The 17,373-nt window shown below is 38.2% G+C and carries 12 protein-coding genes; 11 read left to right on the top strand and 1 reads right to left on the bottom strand.

The window, feature by feature from the left end; all coding sequences use genetic code 11:
• Positions 1 to 14 precede the first annotated feature (14 nt).
• The 7 genes from nrfD to NAT51_RS13005 all read left to right on the top strand — a co-directional run bounded on the left by nrfD (position 15) and on the right by NAT51_RS13005 (position 7,867).
• On the top strand, positions 15 to 1,421 hold the full coding sequence (nrfD, locus tag NAT51_RS12975; protein ID WP_250599283.1) for an NrfD/PsrC family molybdoenzyme membrane anchor subunit: 1,407 nt from the start codon (positions 15 to 17) through the stop codon (positions 1,419 to 1,421).
• A gap of 6 nt (positions 1,422 to 1,427) precedes the next feature.
• A complete protein-coding gene (locus NAT51_RS12980) occupies positions 1,428 to 1,952 on the top strand; it encodes a DUF3341 domain-containing protein (RefSeq protein WP_250599285.1) in 525 nt (174 codons plus the stop codon).
• Positions 1,953 to 1,959: 7 nt separating this feature from the next.
• Entirely contained in the window at positions 1,960 to 2,505 is a 546-nt protein-coding gene (locus NAT51_RS12985; RefSeq protein ID WP_250599287.1) for a c-type cytochrome, read from the top strand.
• A gap of 25 nt (positions 2,506 to 2,530) precedes the next feature.
• On the top strand, positions 2,531 to 4,081 hold the full coding sequence (locus NAT51_RS12990) for a quinol:cytochrome C oxidoreductase (RefSeq protein ID WP_250599289.1): 1,551 nt from the start codon (positions 2,531 to 2,533) through the stop codon (positions 4,079 to 4,081).
• Positions 4,082 to 4,100: 19 nt separating this feature from the next.
• On the top strand, positions 4,101 to 5,288 hold the full coding sequence (locus NAT51_RS12995; RefSeq protein ID WP_250599291.1) for a cytochrome c oxidase subunit II: 1,188 nt from the start codon (positions 4,101 to 4,103) through the stop codon (positions 5,286 to 5,288).
• A 25-nt stretch (positions 5,289 to 5,313) separates the two neighbouring features.
• Positions 5,314 to 7,119 (top strand): cytochrome c oxidase subunit I, encoded by a 1,806-nt coding sequence (locus tag NAT51_RS13000; protein WP_250599293.1) that lies wholly within the window; start codon positions 5,314 to 5,316, stop codon positions 7,117 to 7,119.
• A 64-nt stretch (positions 7,120 to 7,183) separates the two neighbouring features.
• A complete protein-coding gene (locus tag NAT51_RS13005) occupies positions 7,184 to 7,867 on the top strand; it encodes a porin family protein (protein ID WP_250599295.1) in 684 nt (227 codons plus the stop codon).
• On the opposite strand, the gene NAT51_RS13010 is transcribed toward NAT51_RS13005, so the two are convergent.
• Entirely contained in the window at positions 7,862 to 8,467 is a 606-nt protein-coding gene (locus NAT51_RS13010; protein ID WP_250599297.1) for a hypothetical protein, read from the bottom strand. The genes NAT51_RS13005 and NAT51_RS13010 overlap by 6 nt on opposite strands.
• A 337-nt stretch (positions 8,468 to 8,804) precedes the next feature.
• Here NAT51_RS13010 and NAT51_RS13015 point away from each other — a divergent pair, with 337 nt between their 5' ends.
• The 4 genes from NAT51_RS13015 (at position 8,805) to NAT51_RS13030 (ending at position 17,303) form a co-directional block, all read left to right on the top strand.
• Positions 8,805 to 9,539: a hypothetical protein gene (locus tag NAT51_RS13015; RefSeq protein WP_250599299.1), complete on the top strand. Its 735-nt coding sequence runs from the start codon at positions 8,805 to 8,807 to the stop codon at positions 9,537 to 9,539.
• A gap of 227 nt (positions 9,540 to 9,766) precedes the next feature.
• The gene (locus NAT51_RS13020) at positions 9,767 to 10,213 is read left to right on the top strand and encodes a T9SS type A sorting domain-containing protein (RefSeq protein WP_250599300.1); all 447 of its coding nucleotides are present in this window, start codon (positions 9,767 to 9,769) and stop codon (positions 10,211 to 10,213) included.
• Positions 10,213 to 16,509, top strand: a complete 6,297-nt coding sequence (locus NAT51_RS13025; RefSeq protein WP_250599302.1) for an RHS repeat-associated core domain-containing protein — start codon at positions 10,213 to 10,215, stop codon at positions 16,507 to 16,509. Before NAT51_RS13020 ends, NAT51_RS13025 begins: the two co-directional genes overlap by 1 nt.
• Positions 16,497 to 17,303 carry a hypothetical protein gene (locus NAT51_RS13030; protein ID WP_250599304.1) on the top strand — a complete coding sequence of 269 codons (807 nt, stop codon included), beginning with the start codon at positions 16,497 to 16,499 and terminating at the stop codon, positions 17,301 to 17,303. Before NAT51_RS13025 ends, NAT51_RS13030 begins: the two co-directional genes overlap by 13 nt.
• The last annotated feature ends 70 nt before the right edge of the window (positions 17,304 to 17,373 follow it).

Consider the following 17,373-nt stretch of genomic DNA (forward strand, 5'->3'; position numbering starts at 1 on the left):
TAAGATAAAGGATTATGTCGTCTCATTACGAAGCACCTATCAGAAAACCTTTAGTACTTGGAAGTAAGAGCTACCACGATGTAACAGTGGATGTGGCCTTTCCGGTAGAAGGAAAAGCTAATAAACAATGGTGGACAGTATTTTATATTGCATTAGCTGCCTTTTTATGGGGTATGAGCTGTATGTTGTATACAATTACCGAAGGTATTGGAACATGGGGATTAAATAAAACAGTTGGTTGGGCGTGGGATATCACGAACTTCGTATGGTGGGTTGGTATCGGTCACGCCGGTACGCTTATCTCGGCTGTATTATTGTTATTCCGTCAAAAATGGAGAATGGCTATTAACCGTTCTGCGGAAGCGATGACTATCTTCTCGGTAGTTCAGGCAGGTTTATTCCCGATCATCCACATGGGTCGTCCATGGTTAGGATACTGGGTATTGCCGATTCCAAACCAATTCGGTTCATTATGGGTTAACTTTAACTCTCCGTTACTTTGGGACGTATTCGCGATCTCTACGTATTTATCAGTATCATTAGTATTCTGGTGGACTGGTTTATTACCTGACTTCGCTATGCTACGTGACAGAGCGGTAACTCCTTTCACAAAAAGAATTTATTCTATCCTTTCTTTCGGATGGACAGGTAGAGCAAAAGACTGGCAACGTTTTGAAGAGGTGTCTCTTGTATTGGCAGGTTTAGCGACACCGCTTGTACTTTCTGTACACACGATCGTATCCTTTGACTTCGCAACTTCGGTTATTCCGGGATGGCATACTACCATTCTTCCTCCGTACTTCGTTGCAGGAGCTATCTTCTCAGGATTTGCGATGGTAAATACTTTGCTTATCATTATGAGAAAAGTATGTAACCTTGAAGATTATATTACAATCCAGCACATCGAATTAATGAACATTGTAATCATGATTACAGGTTCAATCGTAGGATGTGCTTATATCACTGAGCTTTTCGTGGCTTGGTATTCTGGAGTAGAGTATGAGCAATATGCATTCTTGAACAGGGCAACCGGTCCTTACTGGTGGTCTTACTGGGCGATGATGACATGTAACGTGTTCTCTCCACAGTTCATGTGGTTCAAAAAATTAAGAACCAGCATCATGTTCTCTTTCATTATTTCGATTGTTGTAAACATTGGAATGTGGTTTGAGCGTTTCGTAATCATCGTTACATCATTACACCGTGATTACTTACCGTCATCTTGGACGATGTTCTCACCTACATTTGTTGATATCGGTATCTTCGTTGGTACTATTGGATTCTTCTTCGTATTATTCTTATTGTATTCAAGAACTTTCCCTGTTATTGCACAGGCAGAGGTTAAAACAATCTTGAAAACTTCAGGGGATAATTACAAAGCAGAGAGAGAAAAAGCAGGTCATAATCACGATAATCACTAATAAGTCATGAGTCATAAAGTAATACATGCACTATATACTGATGATGATGTTTTAATGGATGCGGTAAAGCAAACACGCAAAGCACATCACCATATTGAAGAGGTTTATACTCCATTCCCTGTTCACGGATTAGATAAAGCAATGGGGTTAGCACCAACAAGAATTGCGATTTGTGCTTTCTTATACGGTCTTACAGGTTTATCATTCGCAACATGGTTATTGAATAATATCATGATTAGTGACTGGCCACAGGATATTGGTGGTAAACCAAGTTTCAGTTACATTCAGAATATGCCGGCTTTTGTACCGGTAATGTTTGAGGAGACTGTATTCTTCGCGGCACACTTAATGGTAATTACTTTCTATATGAGAAGTAAGTTATGGCCATTCAAGGAAGCTGAAAATCCAGATGTACGTACAACAGATGATCACTTTTTAATGGAGATCGCTGTCAATAATAATGAAGACGAATTAACTTCTTTCCTTAAAGGCACTGGTGCTGTTGAAGTTAAAGTTGTTGAAAAGCATTAATAAGATTATGAGAAGAGTAGTATATTCATTAACAGCTTTAATGGGGTTAGCTTCATTAATGGTTTCATGTAAAAGTGATAAGAAGCCTAACTATCAGTTCTTCCCGAACATGTATGAGTCGGTTGCTTATGAAACTTATTCAGAGTCTAATGCTTTCAAAAACGGAAAAGAAGGACAGTTGCCTGCGCAAGGGTCAATCAAAAGAGGTTTTGAAGTTTATGATTTACCCAATACACCTGCCGGATATGAGGCTTCAAAAGGGATGTCATCCCCACTTGATTCTTCTGCAGTAAATCTTGAAAAAGGTAAAGATTTATTCAATATCTACTGTATTTCATGTCACGGTGAAAAAGGAGACGGAAAAGGTAAATTAGTACAAAGAGAGAAATTCTTAGGAGTACCGAGCTACAAAGACAGAGCAGTCACTGTGGGAAGTGTTTTCCATGTTGAAACTTACGGTCTGAATGCAATGGGATCCCATGCTAACCAATTGTCTAAGAAAGAAAGATGGCAAGTGGCAGAATATGTGATGAAGCTTAAGTCTGAATTATAATTGTAAAACACACGATATATAAGTTATGTATACATTATCAAGCAAAATAAAAAACCTTTCAATTATCCTTATGGTTTTAGGACTATTGGGTATTGGGTATGGTTTTTTCAGTGCACCGAAGAATACTGAAGATGTAGAAAAAATATTAGCTGCTGATGCACATGGCGCACATCATGGTGCTACTGCAGGTCATGAAGCTGCTCCGGCTGCAGGTCATGGTAAAGCTACTGAAGCCCATGCTGAGGCAAAAGAAGCACACGTTGAAGCAGAACACAAAATTGAAGCAGCATTAAAAACTGAAGCCGCTCATGATTCAGCTGTTGCTGAAGTGGCTCATGTAGCAGATTCGTCTGTTGCAGATTCGTCTGTTGCACATGCGGAAACTCCTGCTGCTCCTGCACATGCAGAAGAAGCACATGCTGAAAAAGGGCATGAGGCTGCTAAGCATGAAGCTCACGGTGATGAGCATGCAGAACATGTTGAGCATGTATTCCACCAATTACAAAACAAACCATGGGCAGCATTATATGTTGGTGCTTTGTTTATATTCCTTATTTCATTAGGAGTGTTGGCGTTCTATGCAATCCAATGGGCTGCACAGGCAGGTTGGTCTCCGGCTCTATTCAGAGTAATGGAAGCGATTACTGCTTACTTGGTTCCCGGAGGTATTGTGGTTTTTGTAATTCTGGTTTTAGCAGGAGTGCATGTTAACCATTTATTTATCTGGATGGATCCGGCAGTTGTAGCTGAAGATCATTTAATTCAAGGTAAATCTGGTTATTTAAATGTGCCATTCTTCTTGATCAGAGCTGCAATTTATTTAGGAGGTTGGATTTTCTACCGTTCTTATACACGTAAAAACTCTATCGCTTTAGATGAAACAGGAGATTTGTCTTTGTACAAAAAGAACTTTAAGGCTTCAGCAGGATTCTTAGCATTCTTCCTTGTGTCTGAGTCTATGATGGCTTGGGACTGGGTAATGTCAGTTGATCCACACTGGTTCAGTACATTATTCGGATGGTATGTATTTGCAAGTTTCTTTGTAAGTGGTATCACTGTAATTGCTTTGATCACTTTACATTTAAAATCTAACGGGTATTTGGAGTTCATCAATAACAGTCACTTCCATGACTTGGCAAAATTCATGTTTGGTATTTCAGTTTTCTGGACATACTTATGGTTCTCTCAATTCATGTTGATGTGGTACGCTAATATCCCGGAAGAGGTTACATATTTTAAATTCAGAATTGAGCATTATAACCTGCCTTTCTTCGGAATGGTGGTTATGAACTTCCTTTTCCCTGTATTGATTTTGATCAACACTGATTTCAAACGTGTTCCTTGGATTATCACTATGGCTGGTTTGATCATTTTATCAGGTCACTATTTAGATTTCCACAATATGATTTTCCCTGCTACTGTTGGTGAAAATTGGTTTATTGGTGCTGCTGAAATTGGTTCAGTTGCATTCTTTGCAGGATTGTTCTTATTTGTTGTATTCAACGCTTTATCTAAAGCTCCATTATTAGCAAAAGGGAATCCACTTATTGAAGAAAGTAAGCATTTCCATTATTAATATTTAAACAAGAAAACAGATGACAGGTTTGTTGGTTATTATAGTTTTAGTCTTATTATCAATTGCTATCTGGCAAATGACTAAAATTTTCGACTTAACTCAGGTAGGCGTATCAAAAGACGATTCGCAAATTGCTACCGACAATGATAATAATGTACAAGGATATTTAATGTTCGGTTTTCTTGCATTCCTTTATATCTTCACGATATTCGGATTGTTTAAATGGGGACACTTAGTTTTGGGTACACCGGCTTCTGAGCATGGATCTGATTATGACAACTTGATGTATATCTCTTTTGGTATTATCTTTTTTGTACAGGCAATCACTCAGTTGTTGTTACACTATTTCGCTTTCAAATACAGAGGTGAGAAAGATAAAAAAGCATTATATTATGCTGACAATGATAAATTAGAGTTTATCTGGACAATTATCCCGGTAATCGTATTGGCAGGTTTGATCCTTTACGGATTGTACACTTGGACAAATATTATGTTTGTTGATGAAGACGAAGAGGTAATCGTAGTTGAATTATATGCGAAACAATTTAGCTGGGAAGCGCGTTATGCCGGAAAAGACAATGTACTTGGAAAAGCAAACGTACGTTTGATCGAAGGTGTTAACACTATGGGTGTTGATGTTAATGATCCAAATGCACAGGATGATATTGCTGTAACTGAATTGCACATTCCTAAGGGTAAAAAAGTATTGTTTAAATTACGTTCACAGGATATTTTGCACTCGGCTTATATGCCACACTTCAGAGCACAGATGAACTGTGTTCCGGGTATGGTGACGCAATTTGCTTTTACTCCAACGTTGACAACTGATGAAATGCGTCAGGATCCTGCAATTGTTGAAAAAGTGCATAATATTAACAAAATCCGTTCTGCAAACAGTGCTAAACTTGTTGCTGAAGGAAAATCTCCACTTGAGCCTTATACTTTTGACTACTTATTGTTATGTAACAAAATTTGTGGTGCATCACACTACAACATGCAGATGAAGATAGTTGTTGATACACCAGAGGATTTCAAGAGCTGGATTAAAGACAAAGGAACTATTGTTAAAGCTGTTAACGATGATAAAGCTGCAAAAGCAGCTGAAAACACACCGGCACCAGCGGCGGCTCCTGCACAAGCAGCTGCTAAAGTTGCAGATTCAACAGTTGTTGCAACAGCAGAGGACAAAGAAGCAGTAAACAAATAATTAAATTTTAAATAAGATATATAATATGGGAGCAGCAGCACACGACCACGATCACGCACACGATCACGATCACGCACATCACCATAAAGATACATTCATCACGAAATACATTTTTAGTATTGACCATAAAATGATTGCTAAGCAGTACCTTATTACAGGTATTATCATGGGAATCGTTGGGGTTGTGATGTCATTATTATTCAGAATGCAGATCGCTTGGCCTGAGCAGTCTTTTGGAATTTTCAAATTCTTATTAGGCGAGAAAATGGCTCCGGGAGGTGTAATGCGTAATGATATATACCTGGCATTGGTTACGATACACGGTACTATCATGGTATTCTTTGTATTGACTGCAGGTTTGAGCGGAACGTTCAGTAACTTGTTAATTCCATTGCAGATTGGTGCACGCGATATGGCATCCGGATTTATGAATATGATTTCATACTGGTTGTTCTTCCTTTCTTCAGTTGTAATGATTTGTTCATTATTTGTTGAGTCAGGACCGGCTTCTGCAGGTTGGACAATTTATCCTCCATTATCGGCTTTACCACAGGCAATCCCAGGATCAGGTACAGGTATGACTTTATGGTTGGTATCTATGGCTATTTTCATTGCATCTTCATTAATGGGATCATTGAACTACGTTGTAACTGTTATCAACTTAAGAACTAAAGGTATGTCAATGACAAGATTGCCACTTACTGTTTGGGCATTCTTCATTACAGCTGTAATCGGTATTGTATCGTTCCCGGTATTATTATCTGCAGCATTGTTGTTGATCATGGACAGAAGTTTTGGTACTTCATTCTTCTTGTCGGATATCTTTATCTCTGGTGAGGTGTTACATTACCAAGGAGGTTCTCCGGTATTGTTCGAGCACTTATTCTGGTTCTTAGGTCACCCTGAGGTATACATTGTATTATTACCGGCATTAGGTATTACTTCTGAGATTATTGCTACGAATTCTCGTAAGCCAATCTTTGGATACCGTGCGATGATTGCTTCGATCTTAGCTATTGCTTTCTTATCGACAATTGTATGGGGTCACCACATGTTCTTGTCAGGTATGAACCCATTCTTAGGATCGGTATTTACATTTACGACTTTATTGATTGCGATTCCTTCAGCGGTAAAAGCATTCAACTATATTACAACATTATGGAAAGGTAACTTACAGTTAAATCCTGCGATGTTGTTCTCTATCGGATTGGTATCAACATTCATCTCAGGTGGTTTGACAGGTATCATTTTAGGGGACAGTACATTGGATATTAACGTTCACGATACATATTTCGTAGTGGCTCACTTCCACTTGGTAATGGGTATCTCTGCTTTATATGGATTCTTTGCCGGTGTGTATCACTGGTTTCCAAGAATGTTCGGTAGAATGATGAACAAGACTTTAGGTTATATCCACTTCTGGGTAACAGCAGTATGTGCTTACGGAGTATTCTATCCAATGCACTTCATCGGTATGGCTGGTTTACCACGTCGTTACTATACGAACTCTAACTTCCCGTTGTTTGATGATTTAGCAGATGTTAACGTATTGATTACTACTTTTGCTTTAGTGGGAGCAGCTTTCCAATTGGTGTTTATGTGGAACTTCTTCTACAGCATCTTCAAAGGGCCAAAAGCAGTACAAAACCCTTGGAAATCGAATACTTTGGAATGGACAGCTCCTGTTGAACATATCCACGGAAACTGGCCTGGTGAATTACCGACAGTACACAGATGGCCATATGACTACAGTAAGCCTGGTCATGATGATGATTTCGTTCCGCAAACTGTTCCTATGAAGGAAGGTGAAGAGGAATTACATCACTCTTAATATACAAGTTCAAAGAGCCTTTCGAAAGAAAGGCTTTTTTATTACCTTTAGCCAAACAAATTTTATGAAGAAGGTATTCTTATTATTTACTTTTCTGTTTCCTGTATTACTATACTCCCAGACCGTGCCCGATTTTGAGGCGATAGACTCGCTTTACAGGGAAGACCAGTTCTATTTGGGATTGACGTATAATGTTTTAAACAACAAACCACAGGCGGCGTCCCAGAATTCCTTTTCAACAGGTATTAGTTTTGGATTCCTGAGGGATTTTCCGGTCAATAAGAAACGCACGGTGGCCATTGCTCCGGGTTTGGGTTTTTCTTTTAATAATTATAAAGACAATATTGTAATCAAAGAAGCAAACGGAACTATTTCCTATTCTACTTTGCCTACGACTGATTTTGATAAAAACAAGTTGGCCCTTTACTTTGTCGATGTTCCCATTGAGTTCCGGTGGCGTACATCGACGTATGAATCCCATAAGTTCTGGAGGATTTATACCGGAGTCAAGATGAGTTATTTATTGGCCAGTAAGTCAAAGTTTGTTTCTTCAACAGAGAGTTTTAAGGTCAGTAACAACCCGGACATTAATAAGTTTCATTATGGTGCTTATGTGAGTGTGGGTTACAACACCTTCAATATGTATGCGTATTATGGTTTGAATGATATTTTCAGGAACGGTACACTTAATGACAAGCCATTAAATCTGAATACCATTAACATCGGGCTGATGTTTTACATGCTATAACCAAAATAGCAGCAACAGTAACTGGGGGAGTGCGCCTATCGTATATCCCAGTGTGAGTTCGAAAACTGTATGGGCTTTCATGTATAAACGTGAGGAAGCGACCAATCCGTTGATCAATAGCAAAGCCGCCATCAATATGGGGAACTTAAACTGAAAGTGGAGGCTGCAGGCCATGCAGAAAACCGTCAGTGAAGAGATGCCCAGCATGTGCAGGCTTGCTTTCTTTTTGAAGAGAGCCAGAATGAGTGCCAGGAATGTACTGATGATACTTCCTAGGTAGAAGAAGAACAATTCGGGTAAAACATCTATCGTAATACTTTTGAAGATCAGTGAACTTAAAAGGAGTGACTGCAGGAAAAGCGGAATCTTGCGTTGTTCCACTTTGGTCACCATAATCGAATCAATTTTCTGTAAGGAAACCAAGAGATAAAAAGCCGCTATGGGAATAAAAACCGTAATGATGAGTATCTGTAGCAGATAGGTATAGATGGTTTCGTAGTTGAAATATCCCTGAGTTGACTTAAAATAGAACAGGGCGCCCATCACCGAAATGAAAATGGGATGGAAGGCGTATGAGAAGAATGGTAATATCTTTTTCAATTTCGTTTTTGATGTTTGACCAAAGTTACAAAGTTTTTTGATGTTGTGCCTTTTATAGTTTATTGTTTGTGGTTAGTTGTTTTTAGTTGGTGGTTTATTGTAGTTTGTTTTGGGTTTATAGTTTATGGTTTGTTGTTTGTGAGGGTGTGTCTTTGGTTGAGTATGATTCTCCGGTAGGCAAGGTAGTCTTTTTTGTTTCTTTTTTCTTACTTGTGTCATACTCTTTGGTATGTTAATTGTTAGTTATCAGTGGTGTAATTATGCTATAACAGTGCTACAACCGTGCTAGAACTGTGCTAGAACCAACAAGTAGTAAACAATTAAAGAGAATTTGTATATGGGAAAATTAAAAGGGATATTGAAGATTACAGGAGAATATGACGGGCTTTTGTTTTATGAACTGAATGGTCAAATTGTGGTGCGGAAAAAAACTGGTTTTGAGGGTAAAGGCATTAAAACTAAAGCGAATTATGTGCGCACCAGAGAAAATGCGAGTGAATTCGGTAGGGTATCAGTAATTGGGAAACGTTTGCGCATGGAACTTTATCCTTTTTTGAAAAAGATCCACACACCATATTTGCATAATTATGTACTTAAGCAGTTTTTAGAAATCATGCGTTGTGATATCTTGTCTGAAAGAGGGAAGCGGACTGTCACGATGGGGTTGCAAACCGAAGAAGGAAGGAAATTGCTTCAGGGATTTGAGTTCAATAAGAACGTTCCGTTGAGTTCGGTAGTTGTAAGTAAGTTTGAGGTGTTGGCCGAAGAAGGGCAATTGGTGTTTCCGGATTTGAAGAAGGGAGATATCCGTTTTCCGGAGTATGGCAGCCATATTGCTTTGGAGTTGGTTGTTCTTTGGTTTGATGCCGAAACAGAAATGTTCAGTCTTGTGAAGGGTGAGCGGGTGGTGTTACCGAAACCCGGATTTGAACCTGAAGTTTCACTTGCCGTTGACATGAATCAAGGTTCAGGATTGTCAATAGTGTTATTGTTTGCTGAATTTTTACAGGAAGTGAATGAGGAGTTGTTGGGATTGGAAGGTTGTAGTTTGACGGTTGTAGGCACGGATTAGAAATCCGCGCCATCTGATTAGAAATGGGCGCCATCTGATGGAAAATTATTAATTTATTGTTTTCAATTTAATACTGCCGGAGCATGGGTGTGGGAATTTTCCTCTCTTCTGTTATAGGTACGTCGTTGAATACCAATATCTAAAAAAAATGTTTGGATTTTGCTTTTTGAAAAGAGTTGAGAACGGTTTGGTTGTAGTACTTTTGCACCCTTTTTTACCCAAATAGAATGAAAAAATTACTACTATTATTATTAGGTCTCAACCTAATAAACTGTTATTCTCAACGGAGAATAACATTCAATTATGATGCAGCCGGTAATCAGGAAAAAAGATTAGTCTGTCTTTGTGCAGCAAAAACGGCCAATGATTCCATTTATAAGGATTTAGAAGAATTAACCGAGAACGATTTGGTTAAAGAGGATGAACAGGTAAGTTATTATCCGAATCCCGTATTGGAAGAACTTTATGTGAAATGGTCAAACACGGAAAATTCCCGTCTTGTAGCCATTGACCTCTACACTTTGAACGGACAATTGCTCAAGCATTACACTAATTTGAAAAATCAGGAAACAGCTAAAGTTGCTTTTTACAATTTACCGGACGGTTACTACAATGTAGTGTTGTTGTACAGTAACGATGAACGTAAAACCTTAAAAATTGTAAAGCAGAAATAATGAAAGAGATGAGAATAAGAATTGCGTTGCTTTTTGTTTTATTTAGTGTTGTAACATTGCATTCCCAGAATAAGTTGTCCGGGCAGAGTCAGAGTTTAGTTGTTGACCCGATAGATCCTGAATTATCCCAGGAAGTTGGATATACCAAAGGAGAATTATCGGTTAGCGGATCGGGAGGAGCCACTTATCATGTGCCGATTTCCCTTCCGTTAGGAATAAAGGGGGTTGAGCCCAAAATTGGTTTGTCTTATAACAGTCAGGGAGGAGTTGGGATAGCCGGATATGGATGGAATATTTCCGGTTTGTCAGCTATTACGCGTATTCCTGCCACAAAGTTTCATGATGGTTTTAATGATCCAGTGGATTTTGACAACAATGACCGTTTTGCTTTTGACGGACAGCGACTGATTTTAAAAAGCGGAACGTACGGTCAAGCGGGTTCCACGTATCAGACTGAAAACTTTTCCACGGCAGTGGTAACATTGACAACTGCGACCACGACATCCCAATATTCAGAAGGAGGAACTCAATATACCATTGTAAGAAGAGCCGTTTTTAAAGTGGAATATCCTGATGGATCTGTGGCTTATTACGGTAAAACAGATGACTCCAGCACTGATTTTGTTGCTTCTATAACCTCTTGGGAGAATCCCCAGGCGATAAAAATAAATTATACGTACACCAAGACGAATAACTTTTTATATATCAACTCGATAAAGTACGGTTCGATGGGGGCTGCTGCGCAAATTAATGACGTGCAGTTTACTTATAAAACAAGAAGCCGAATTGAAGAAACGTATTCAGACGGTATCCTTATACAGAATGATAAGATCCTGAGCCAGATAAAAGTAGTTGGAAATGCGTTGACTTACAGGACTTATAGTTTAGATCATGATGTGGCCATAGGTTATCAGCGATTGATACAAGTGATAGAAAAGAATGCTGCAGGAGCATCTGTTAATCCCATTAGGTTTACCTATGTGCAGAATGACACCGGTGAGAAAATTGAATTCACATCGACATCAGATTTGGCACCTGGATATGAGTATCCGCAAGGACAGTTTCCTTCATCGATAACTGGAGACTTCAACGGTGACGGTATTACTGATTTGATCAGATTGTATAAGAACAATAGCGATTACAGCATTGCGATTAGCCCTGATGAAGGGACACCTTATTCTGCCATCAACCGAAAACTTCCTGCTAAGTATGCATTTGCGACTAATTGGATTAAGCAGGATGTTTCGGGGAATTATAAAATGATGGAAAAGCAGGCTTGGGGTATGATTTACCGTCAGTTGAATACGACCAGAAATGCTTATGATGTTTTCTTCAAAGTGTTTACTTATGAGTCTGCTTCCAATCCTGAAAAACTGGAAATGACCAAGATTTTTGAACTTCCGTTCTATGATAGATATGAAAAAGATAGGACTAGTAATGAATTCATTTGGTCATATGAAAAAACGATTGACTATTTTCCGGGAGATTTTAACGGTGACAATATCTCTGATATTTTGATGGTGGAACGCGAAGGAATTAATAAAAAGGTTTATCTGGTTAATCTGGATCCAAGAATCACCAGTAATTATATTCAGGATTTGGGCTATCTTTCTGTTTGTGACCGTAAAGCCGGTTTTGAGGACACTGAATTGGGTTGTAGTTTGAGAGCTGATGATATTGACGGGGACGGTAAAACCGATTTGATTCTTTTCAGAGGATCTCCCGGGAATATGATTGAGGTGCATACGGTTGGTCCCAACAATACACTTGTGAATAAAATCTTGTATCCGTATACCATGGCCTCCACCATCGGTCAGGTTAACTATCTTAACGGAGAATTGAAAAATCCGATTATTATGGGTGATTACAATGGTGACAATAAGCAGGACGTTTTGCTTCCGGGAGAACAGCGATCGGTATTGTTTTTTACAGGCCGTGGATTTGTCCAGGAAAGTCTGCCTTCAACGATTCCGTCTTTTCCTAATTTTGGAAACCTGATGTCTATGGATTACAACAGTGACGGGAAATCGGATTTGTTTACGTATCAGGGTTCAGCAGAATTCAAGTTGTTTAAAAGAACAGGAAAAAGTATTTGGACTACTTATGCCAAACAGTTTACCGGCACGACTAATCCCATAAAAAATAATTTAACAGGTGATCAAGCGGGTGTAATGTTTGTGAGACCCAATAAATCAAACCAATATACTAACCAATTGGCAATATCCGGATATATGGGGCTTTCCTATTTCAGTCTGGATAATTTAATGGATAACCAAAAGCTTCTGAAAAGTGTTATTTCAGGGCTTGGTAAAATGGAAACCATCACCTATTCACCATTGACAGAGTGGGATGGTGTGTATGTGAAAGCTTTGCAAGTTGAGAATTACCCTAATACGGATTTAGGTTCTTTATCGTCATTCAAAGTTGTTTCGAAGATTGATATGAATGAAGCAGGCAAGTTTGTGGCACAGGACTACAAATATTATGGTGCAACCAGTAACCAGGAAGGATTAGGCTTTTTGGGATTCCGGGCACAGCTAAGAACCAATTGGTATAATACCCCTTCACAAATCATTTCCCATATATCACGATTTGATGTTGGTAAACGAGGTGCTTTGGCTGAAAGTTTTTCTGTTTTGGGTCAGGTTTCACCCGATTACGTATTGAATGCAGGAAGTGCTTTTATCAGCAGAAGCCAAATGGTTTATAATAATGAAGACAGTATTTATGAAAATCCGCTATTAGTCAGTAAAGTATTCAAGTTAAGAACCACTTCGGTTAAGGAAACTAATGGTCTGGAAGGAACAAGTGCTGAAACCACTTATGTTTATAATGATAATAATAATCCAACTCAAATAAGTATTACCTCTAAAAAAGGGACTACTATTGAGAAAACAGCAACCGAAAGTTATGGGTATATGCCAGCAAGCAGTTTGCCTTACCTGATTGACAGACCTCTTAAAAAAACAAGCTCGGCTACAGTTTATCCCAGCACGGATACGACGAGTAAAGAGGAAAATTACGTTTATAGCGGTAATTTACTGATGGAGGTTAAGAGAAAAGGGCATAATACTGTTGAAATTGCAGAGAAAAATGTATATGATGCTTTTGGAAATGTTATCCAAAAAACATTGACAGCTCCGGGTTTGACCCCAAGAGTAGTTAAGTCTGAATTTGATGCTTCCGGGCGATTTATGACTAAAAAGACGGATGCCGAAGGTATGATTATTAATTATACGTATGATACTGCCAAAGGATTGTTGTTAACAGAATCTTTTCCTTCGATTTCGACGACTACACTTAAAAAGACCTATACGTATGATGGTTGGGGTAAAGTAACCTCGTTGAAAAATTACTACGGGAAAACAGATACTTATAATTACTCTCTTACTATAGATGGAGAGGTTGTTAACGAGACGACGGGTGCTGACGGAAGTGGTTCGAGAGTTTATTTTGATACAGCCGGCAGGGAAATCAGAAAAGAGGTCAAAAACCTTAATGGTGATTGGTCAATTGTTGAGACCAAGTATGATATTTATGACAGGGTTATCTGGAAAAGTCAGCCGCATAATGGTTTTGCAAGTGTTTGGAATGAAATGGAGTATGATGAATACGGAAGAATGACCAAAGTTACCGCTTTAAAATCAGGTAGTTCGCCAGGGAAGGTAACAACACATACTTATTCCGGTTCTACGGTTACTGAGAATGATGGTATAAAGTCGAAAATTACGACTAAGAACTCATTGGGACAACCGATTATAGTAACAGAAACCCCAGGGGGAACGATTACTTATGAGTATTTTGCGACAGGAGGTTTAAAAGCTACCAATTTCAGTGGTGCAACCATTTCCATTTTAGAAGACGGATGGGGACGTAAAATTGAGATGGATGACCCATCAGCAGGTAAGCGGAAGTATGAGTACAACCATTTTGGTGAATTAACCAGAGAAGAAAATGCCGGGAAATGGGAAATTAAACATGATTTGAATGATGTAGGGAAGCCTCTATTTAAAACCATAAAAGATTTGACAACCAGTATTGTTAAATCAAAAGAGACTTATACCTATAATGTGACAACCAAACTATTAGAAAATGTAAGGTTTGATGATTATGCCAACAGTACTTTTACTTTGAATAGTTTTACGTATGACAATTATTATAATGTTTTGACTTCTACTGAGGAATTGAATGCCAAGGCTAAGTTTGTGAAGACGATTAGTTATGACGGTTTTGGTAGACCTTATACTGAAACTAATTTCGCTGAGAATAAAGCGGATGGTAAAACCTCTTCAAGAACGGTTACAAATGCATACAAAAACGGATATAAATGGCAGGTTATAGACAACAGTTCGTCCACTGTTCCGATTTGGGAAGCGACTGCGGTAAATGCTGAAGGATCAATTATGACAGCCAATCTTGGAAATGGTGTTGCCATAACCAATACGTATGATATCTACGGCTTTGTTACCGAGAATAAACATGAGAAAGGTAATGTTAACATCATGACATTAAACAATGCCTTTGATCCTGTTACCGGAAATTTAAAAACCCGCAGTACTAATTTATTTGGCAGTTGGAATGAAACATTGGGTTATGATGCTGCCGACAGATTGACTACCTATAAAGATGCGACCGGTGTTCAGACACAAACCTATAATGCCAACGGTACCATTGCCAAAAACAATATTGGGGATTTTGCTTATAACGTTTCTGGGAGACCTTATCAGGTATCGTCAGTTACTCCTGTGGATCAATCGCAAACTTCTCCCATTTTAAATTATTACGAGCAGGCCACACAGGATGTTACCTATAATGCTTTTAAGAGTCCTTTGACGGTTAAAGTGGCCAATAAAGAAAATATTGATTTTGACTATAATTTGAACAATGGACGATCTGTGATGTATTATGGTAGTTTGGATGTCAATAAAGCAGACCGTCTTTACCGTAAGTATTATTCTGCAGACGGTAGTATGGAAATTAAAATCAAAACAGGTTCCTCTTCAACTGTAGAATTTATAACGTATATAGCAGGAGATGCTTATTCGGCTCCAGCGGTTTTGATAAGTAACGGAACAACACCAAAAATGCATTACCTGCACCGTGATTATCAGGGTACGATAGTGGCTATTACAGATGATTTAGGAACTGTTGTAGAAAAACGACTATTTGATGTATGGGGAAAATTGATACAATATCAAAGGGGAGCAGTGACTACTATTCCAATTGCGACAGGAACAATGTTGCTGGATAGGGGGTATACCGGTCACGAACATTTATTGGGTGTGGATTTGATCAATATGAACGGGCGTGTTTACGACCATAACTTTCATCGTTTCCTACAGCCGGATAATGATATTCAACAGCCTTATAATACACAAAATTACAACCGCTATGCGTATGTAATGAATAATCCTGCTAAATTTACAGATCCGAGCGGGGAGAATTTTTTAGCAATGTTTGCGGGGTTTGTGTTTTCCATGTATGTACACGGTGCACAGGCTACGGGTGATCCCAATCCAATTAACTGGAATGCCGGGGAGTATGTAAATGCGGCTTTAAGTGCTGGAGCGCCTATTATTTCATCGGTAGCGACTGATTATTCCAACAGGATGATTGAAAAAAGCTGGAATAGTAACAAAAATCAGGGGAATCATGCCATGCAGGCTAATAAACCGGATTTAGTTAAAAATACTATTGAGCTTCATGATTATGTTGATAATGGTAATGATGTTTTAACAGGTTATGGTGGTGGTATCCAATCGCAATCAAATGATGAAGAAGGGATTACTGGACCTAGGGATTGGGATGTTGAAATAACTATGGATATTCCGCAAGTTGACCAAAAGAAAGATTTCGATTGTACACATGCTTGTAAATTGTCAATTGATTTAAAGTTTGGATATACCAATCAGGATGAAATAAATAAATTTTGGTTTGAACGGGTGGAAAAAGACAATGGGTTAAAAAGTAGCTTTCTTATGCCAAATTATAATAAAGCGGGTTATAATGTAATTCAATATGGGAACTCTGTCAATACCCATTTTTTTGATGTAAAAGGGACTTTGACATTTATGAAGAACCAAATGCTAAATGGAAGGGTAGTGCAGTTGGGATGGAGACCTCCCGTATTAACTAATCCTAATTCGATGGGACATGCCAGTTTAGTAAGAACGCTTCGTTATATGAATGATTTTTCACAATTCGAAATGGTGATTATGAATCCTTCACGTGGAGGTGATCAGGTTCTTACAGGGTTTTCAAAAGTTTATAGTATTATAAGTATATGGGGAAAATAGTCAGAATTTTATTGCTGTTGGTTTCTTTACCAATGTTGTCACAGGTTAAATCTAAAAGGATTGTGGTTGATACGATTGCATTTTCAATTGATTATCGTAAATATCAGAAAGTTGGATTGGACAGTGTTAGAAGTATTTACCATAATCAGGAAAAAAGAATTAAGGCAGGAGGATTTGTCAATCAGTATGATGCCATATCAAGATTGTTTGAATTGAAGGATATCCAATGCGTTTCAATTCCGACTTTTAAACTTAAAAAGGGAGATCAACCCTTTGGTTTGAAGAGTTGTATTGAGGACTATATTGATTTTAATCAGGATTTTAGATTCCAGCAAGTTTTTCTATATAAAGACGATGTGGCGATAAACTATGTGCAAATACCGGATTTTAAGTTTGAATTATCCAGAATTCATCAAGGAAGAGTTCCTTATGTTTTTAATAAAAAAGATTATGAAAATAATGTCTTGCAGTCTTTTATAGATGCAAAAAACGCTCTTGCAATTAAAAAGATAAATGCCAGGCTGAAAAGTAGTCCTGAAAATACCTTTTTTACCATTTTTGGTTTGAATGGTTTGCTTTTTGAAATTGACAAACAGACTGGTCTGCTCTATGTGAGTATTACAGGCCCAGGATCAAGTAGGGATAAAGAATTGGCTAATGATTATTTATTAAAGTATGCCGGGATTGAACAGATAAATGATATGATCAATGGAATGTATGTTTCTGATAAATTATATGAAGGATCTAAAAAGTGTCCCAAAAAACGAAGAAAAGTAGTTTTTAAAATAAACTAATATTATTATTTCTTAGAAACCCCAACCTTAATGGTTGGGGTTTCTATTTGTAAGTCATACTAAACTGATG

Origin of the sequence: Flavobacterium amniphilum (genome assembly GCF_023634845.1) — a bacterium.
Classification (GTDB): domain Bacteria; phylum Bacteroidota; class Bacteroidia; order Flavobacteriales; family Flavobacteriaceae; genus Flavobacterium; species Flavobacterium amniphilum.

Excerpts from the sequence above, each read along its gene's own strand:
- NAT51_RS13030 (WP_250599304.1), top strand. The coding sequence starts at position 16,497 with ATGGGGAAAATAGTCAGAATTTTATTGCTGTTGGTTTCTTTACCAATG.
- NAT51_RS13020 (WP_250599300.1), top strand. The coding sequence starts at position 9,767 with ATGAAAAAATTACTACTATTATTATTAGGTCTCAACCTAATAAACTGT.
- NAT51_RS13005 (WP_250599295.1), top strand. The coding sequence starts at position 7,184 with ATGAAGAAGGTATTCTTATTATTTACTTTTCTGTTTCCTGTATTACTA.
- NAT51_RS12990 (WP_250599289.1), top strand. The coding sequence starts at position 2,531 with ATGTATACATTATCAAGCAAAATAAAAAACCTTTCAATTATCCTTATG.
- NAT51_RS13025 (WP_250599302.1), top strand. The coding sequence starts at position 10,213 with ATGAAAGAGATGAGAATAAGAATTGCGTTGCTTTTTGTTTTATTTAGT.
- NAT51_RS12980 (WP_250599285.1), top strand. The coding sequence starts at position 1,428 with ATGAGTCATAAAGTAATACATGCACTATATACTGATGATGATGTTTTA.
- nrfD (WP_250599283.1), top strand. The coding sequence starts at position 15 with ATGTCGTCTCATTACGAAGCACCTATCAGAAAACCTTTAGTACTTGGA.
- NAT51_RS12995 (WP_250599291.1), top strand. The coding sequence starts at position 4,101 with ATGACAGGTTTGTTGGTTATTATAGTTTTAGTCTTATTATCAATTGCT.
- NAT51_RS13000 (WP_250599293.1), top strand. The coding sequence starts at position 5,314 with ATGGGAGCAGCAGCACACGACCACGATCACGCACACGATCACGATCAC.
- NAT51_RS13015 (WP_250599299.1), top strand. The coding sequence starts at position 8,805 with ATGGGAAAATTAAAAGGGATATTGAAGATTACAGGAGAATATGACGGG.
- NAT51_RS12985 (WP_250599287.1), top strand. The coding sequence starts at position 1,960 with ATGAGAAGAGTAGTATATTCATTAACAGCTTTAATGGGGTTAGCTTCA.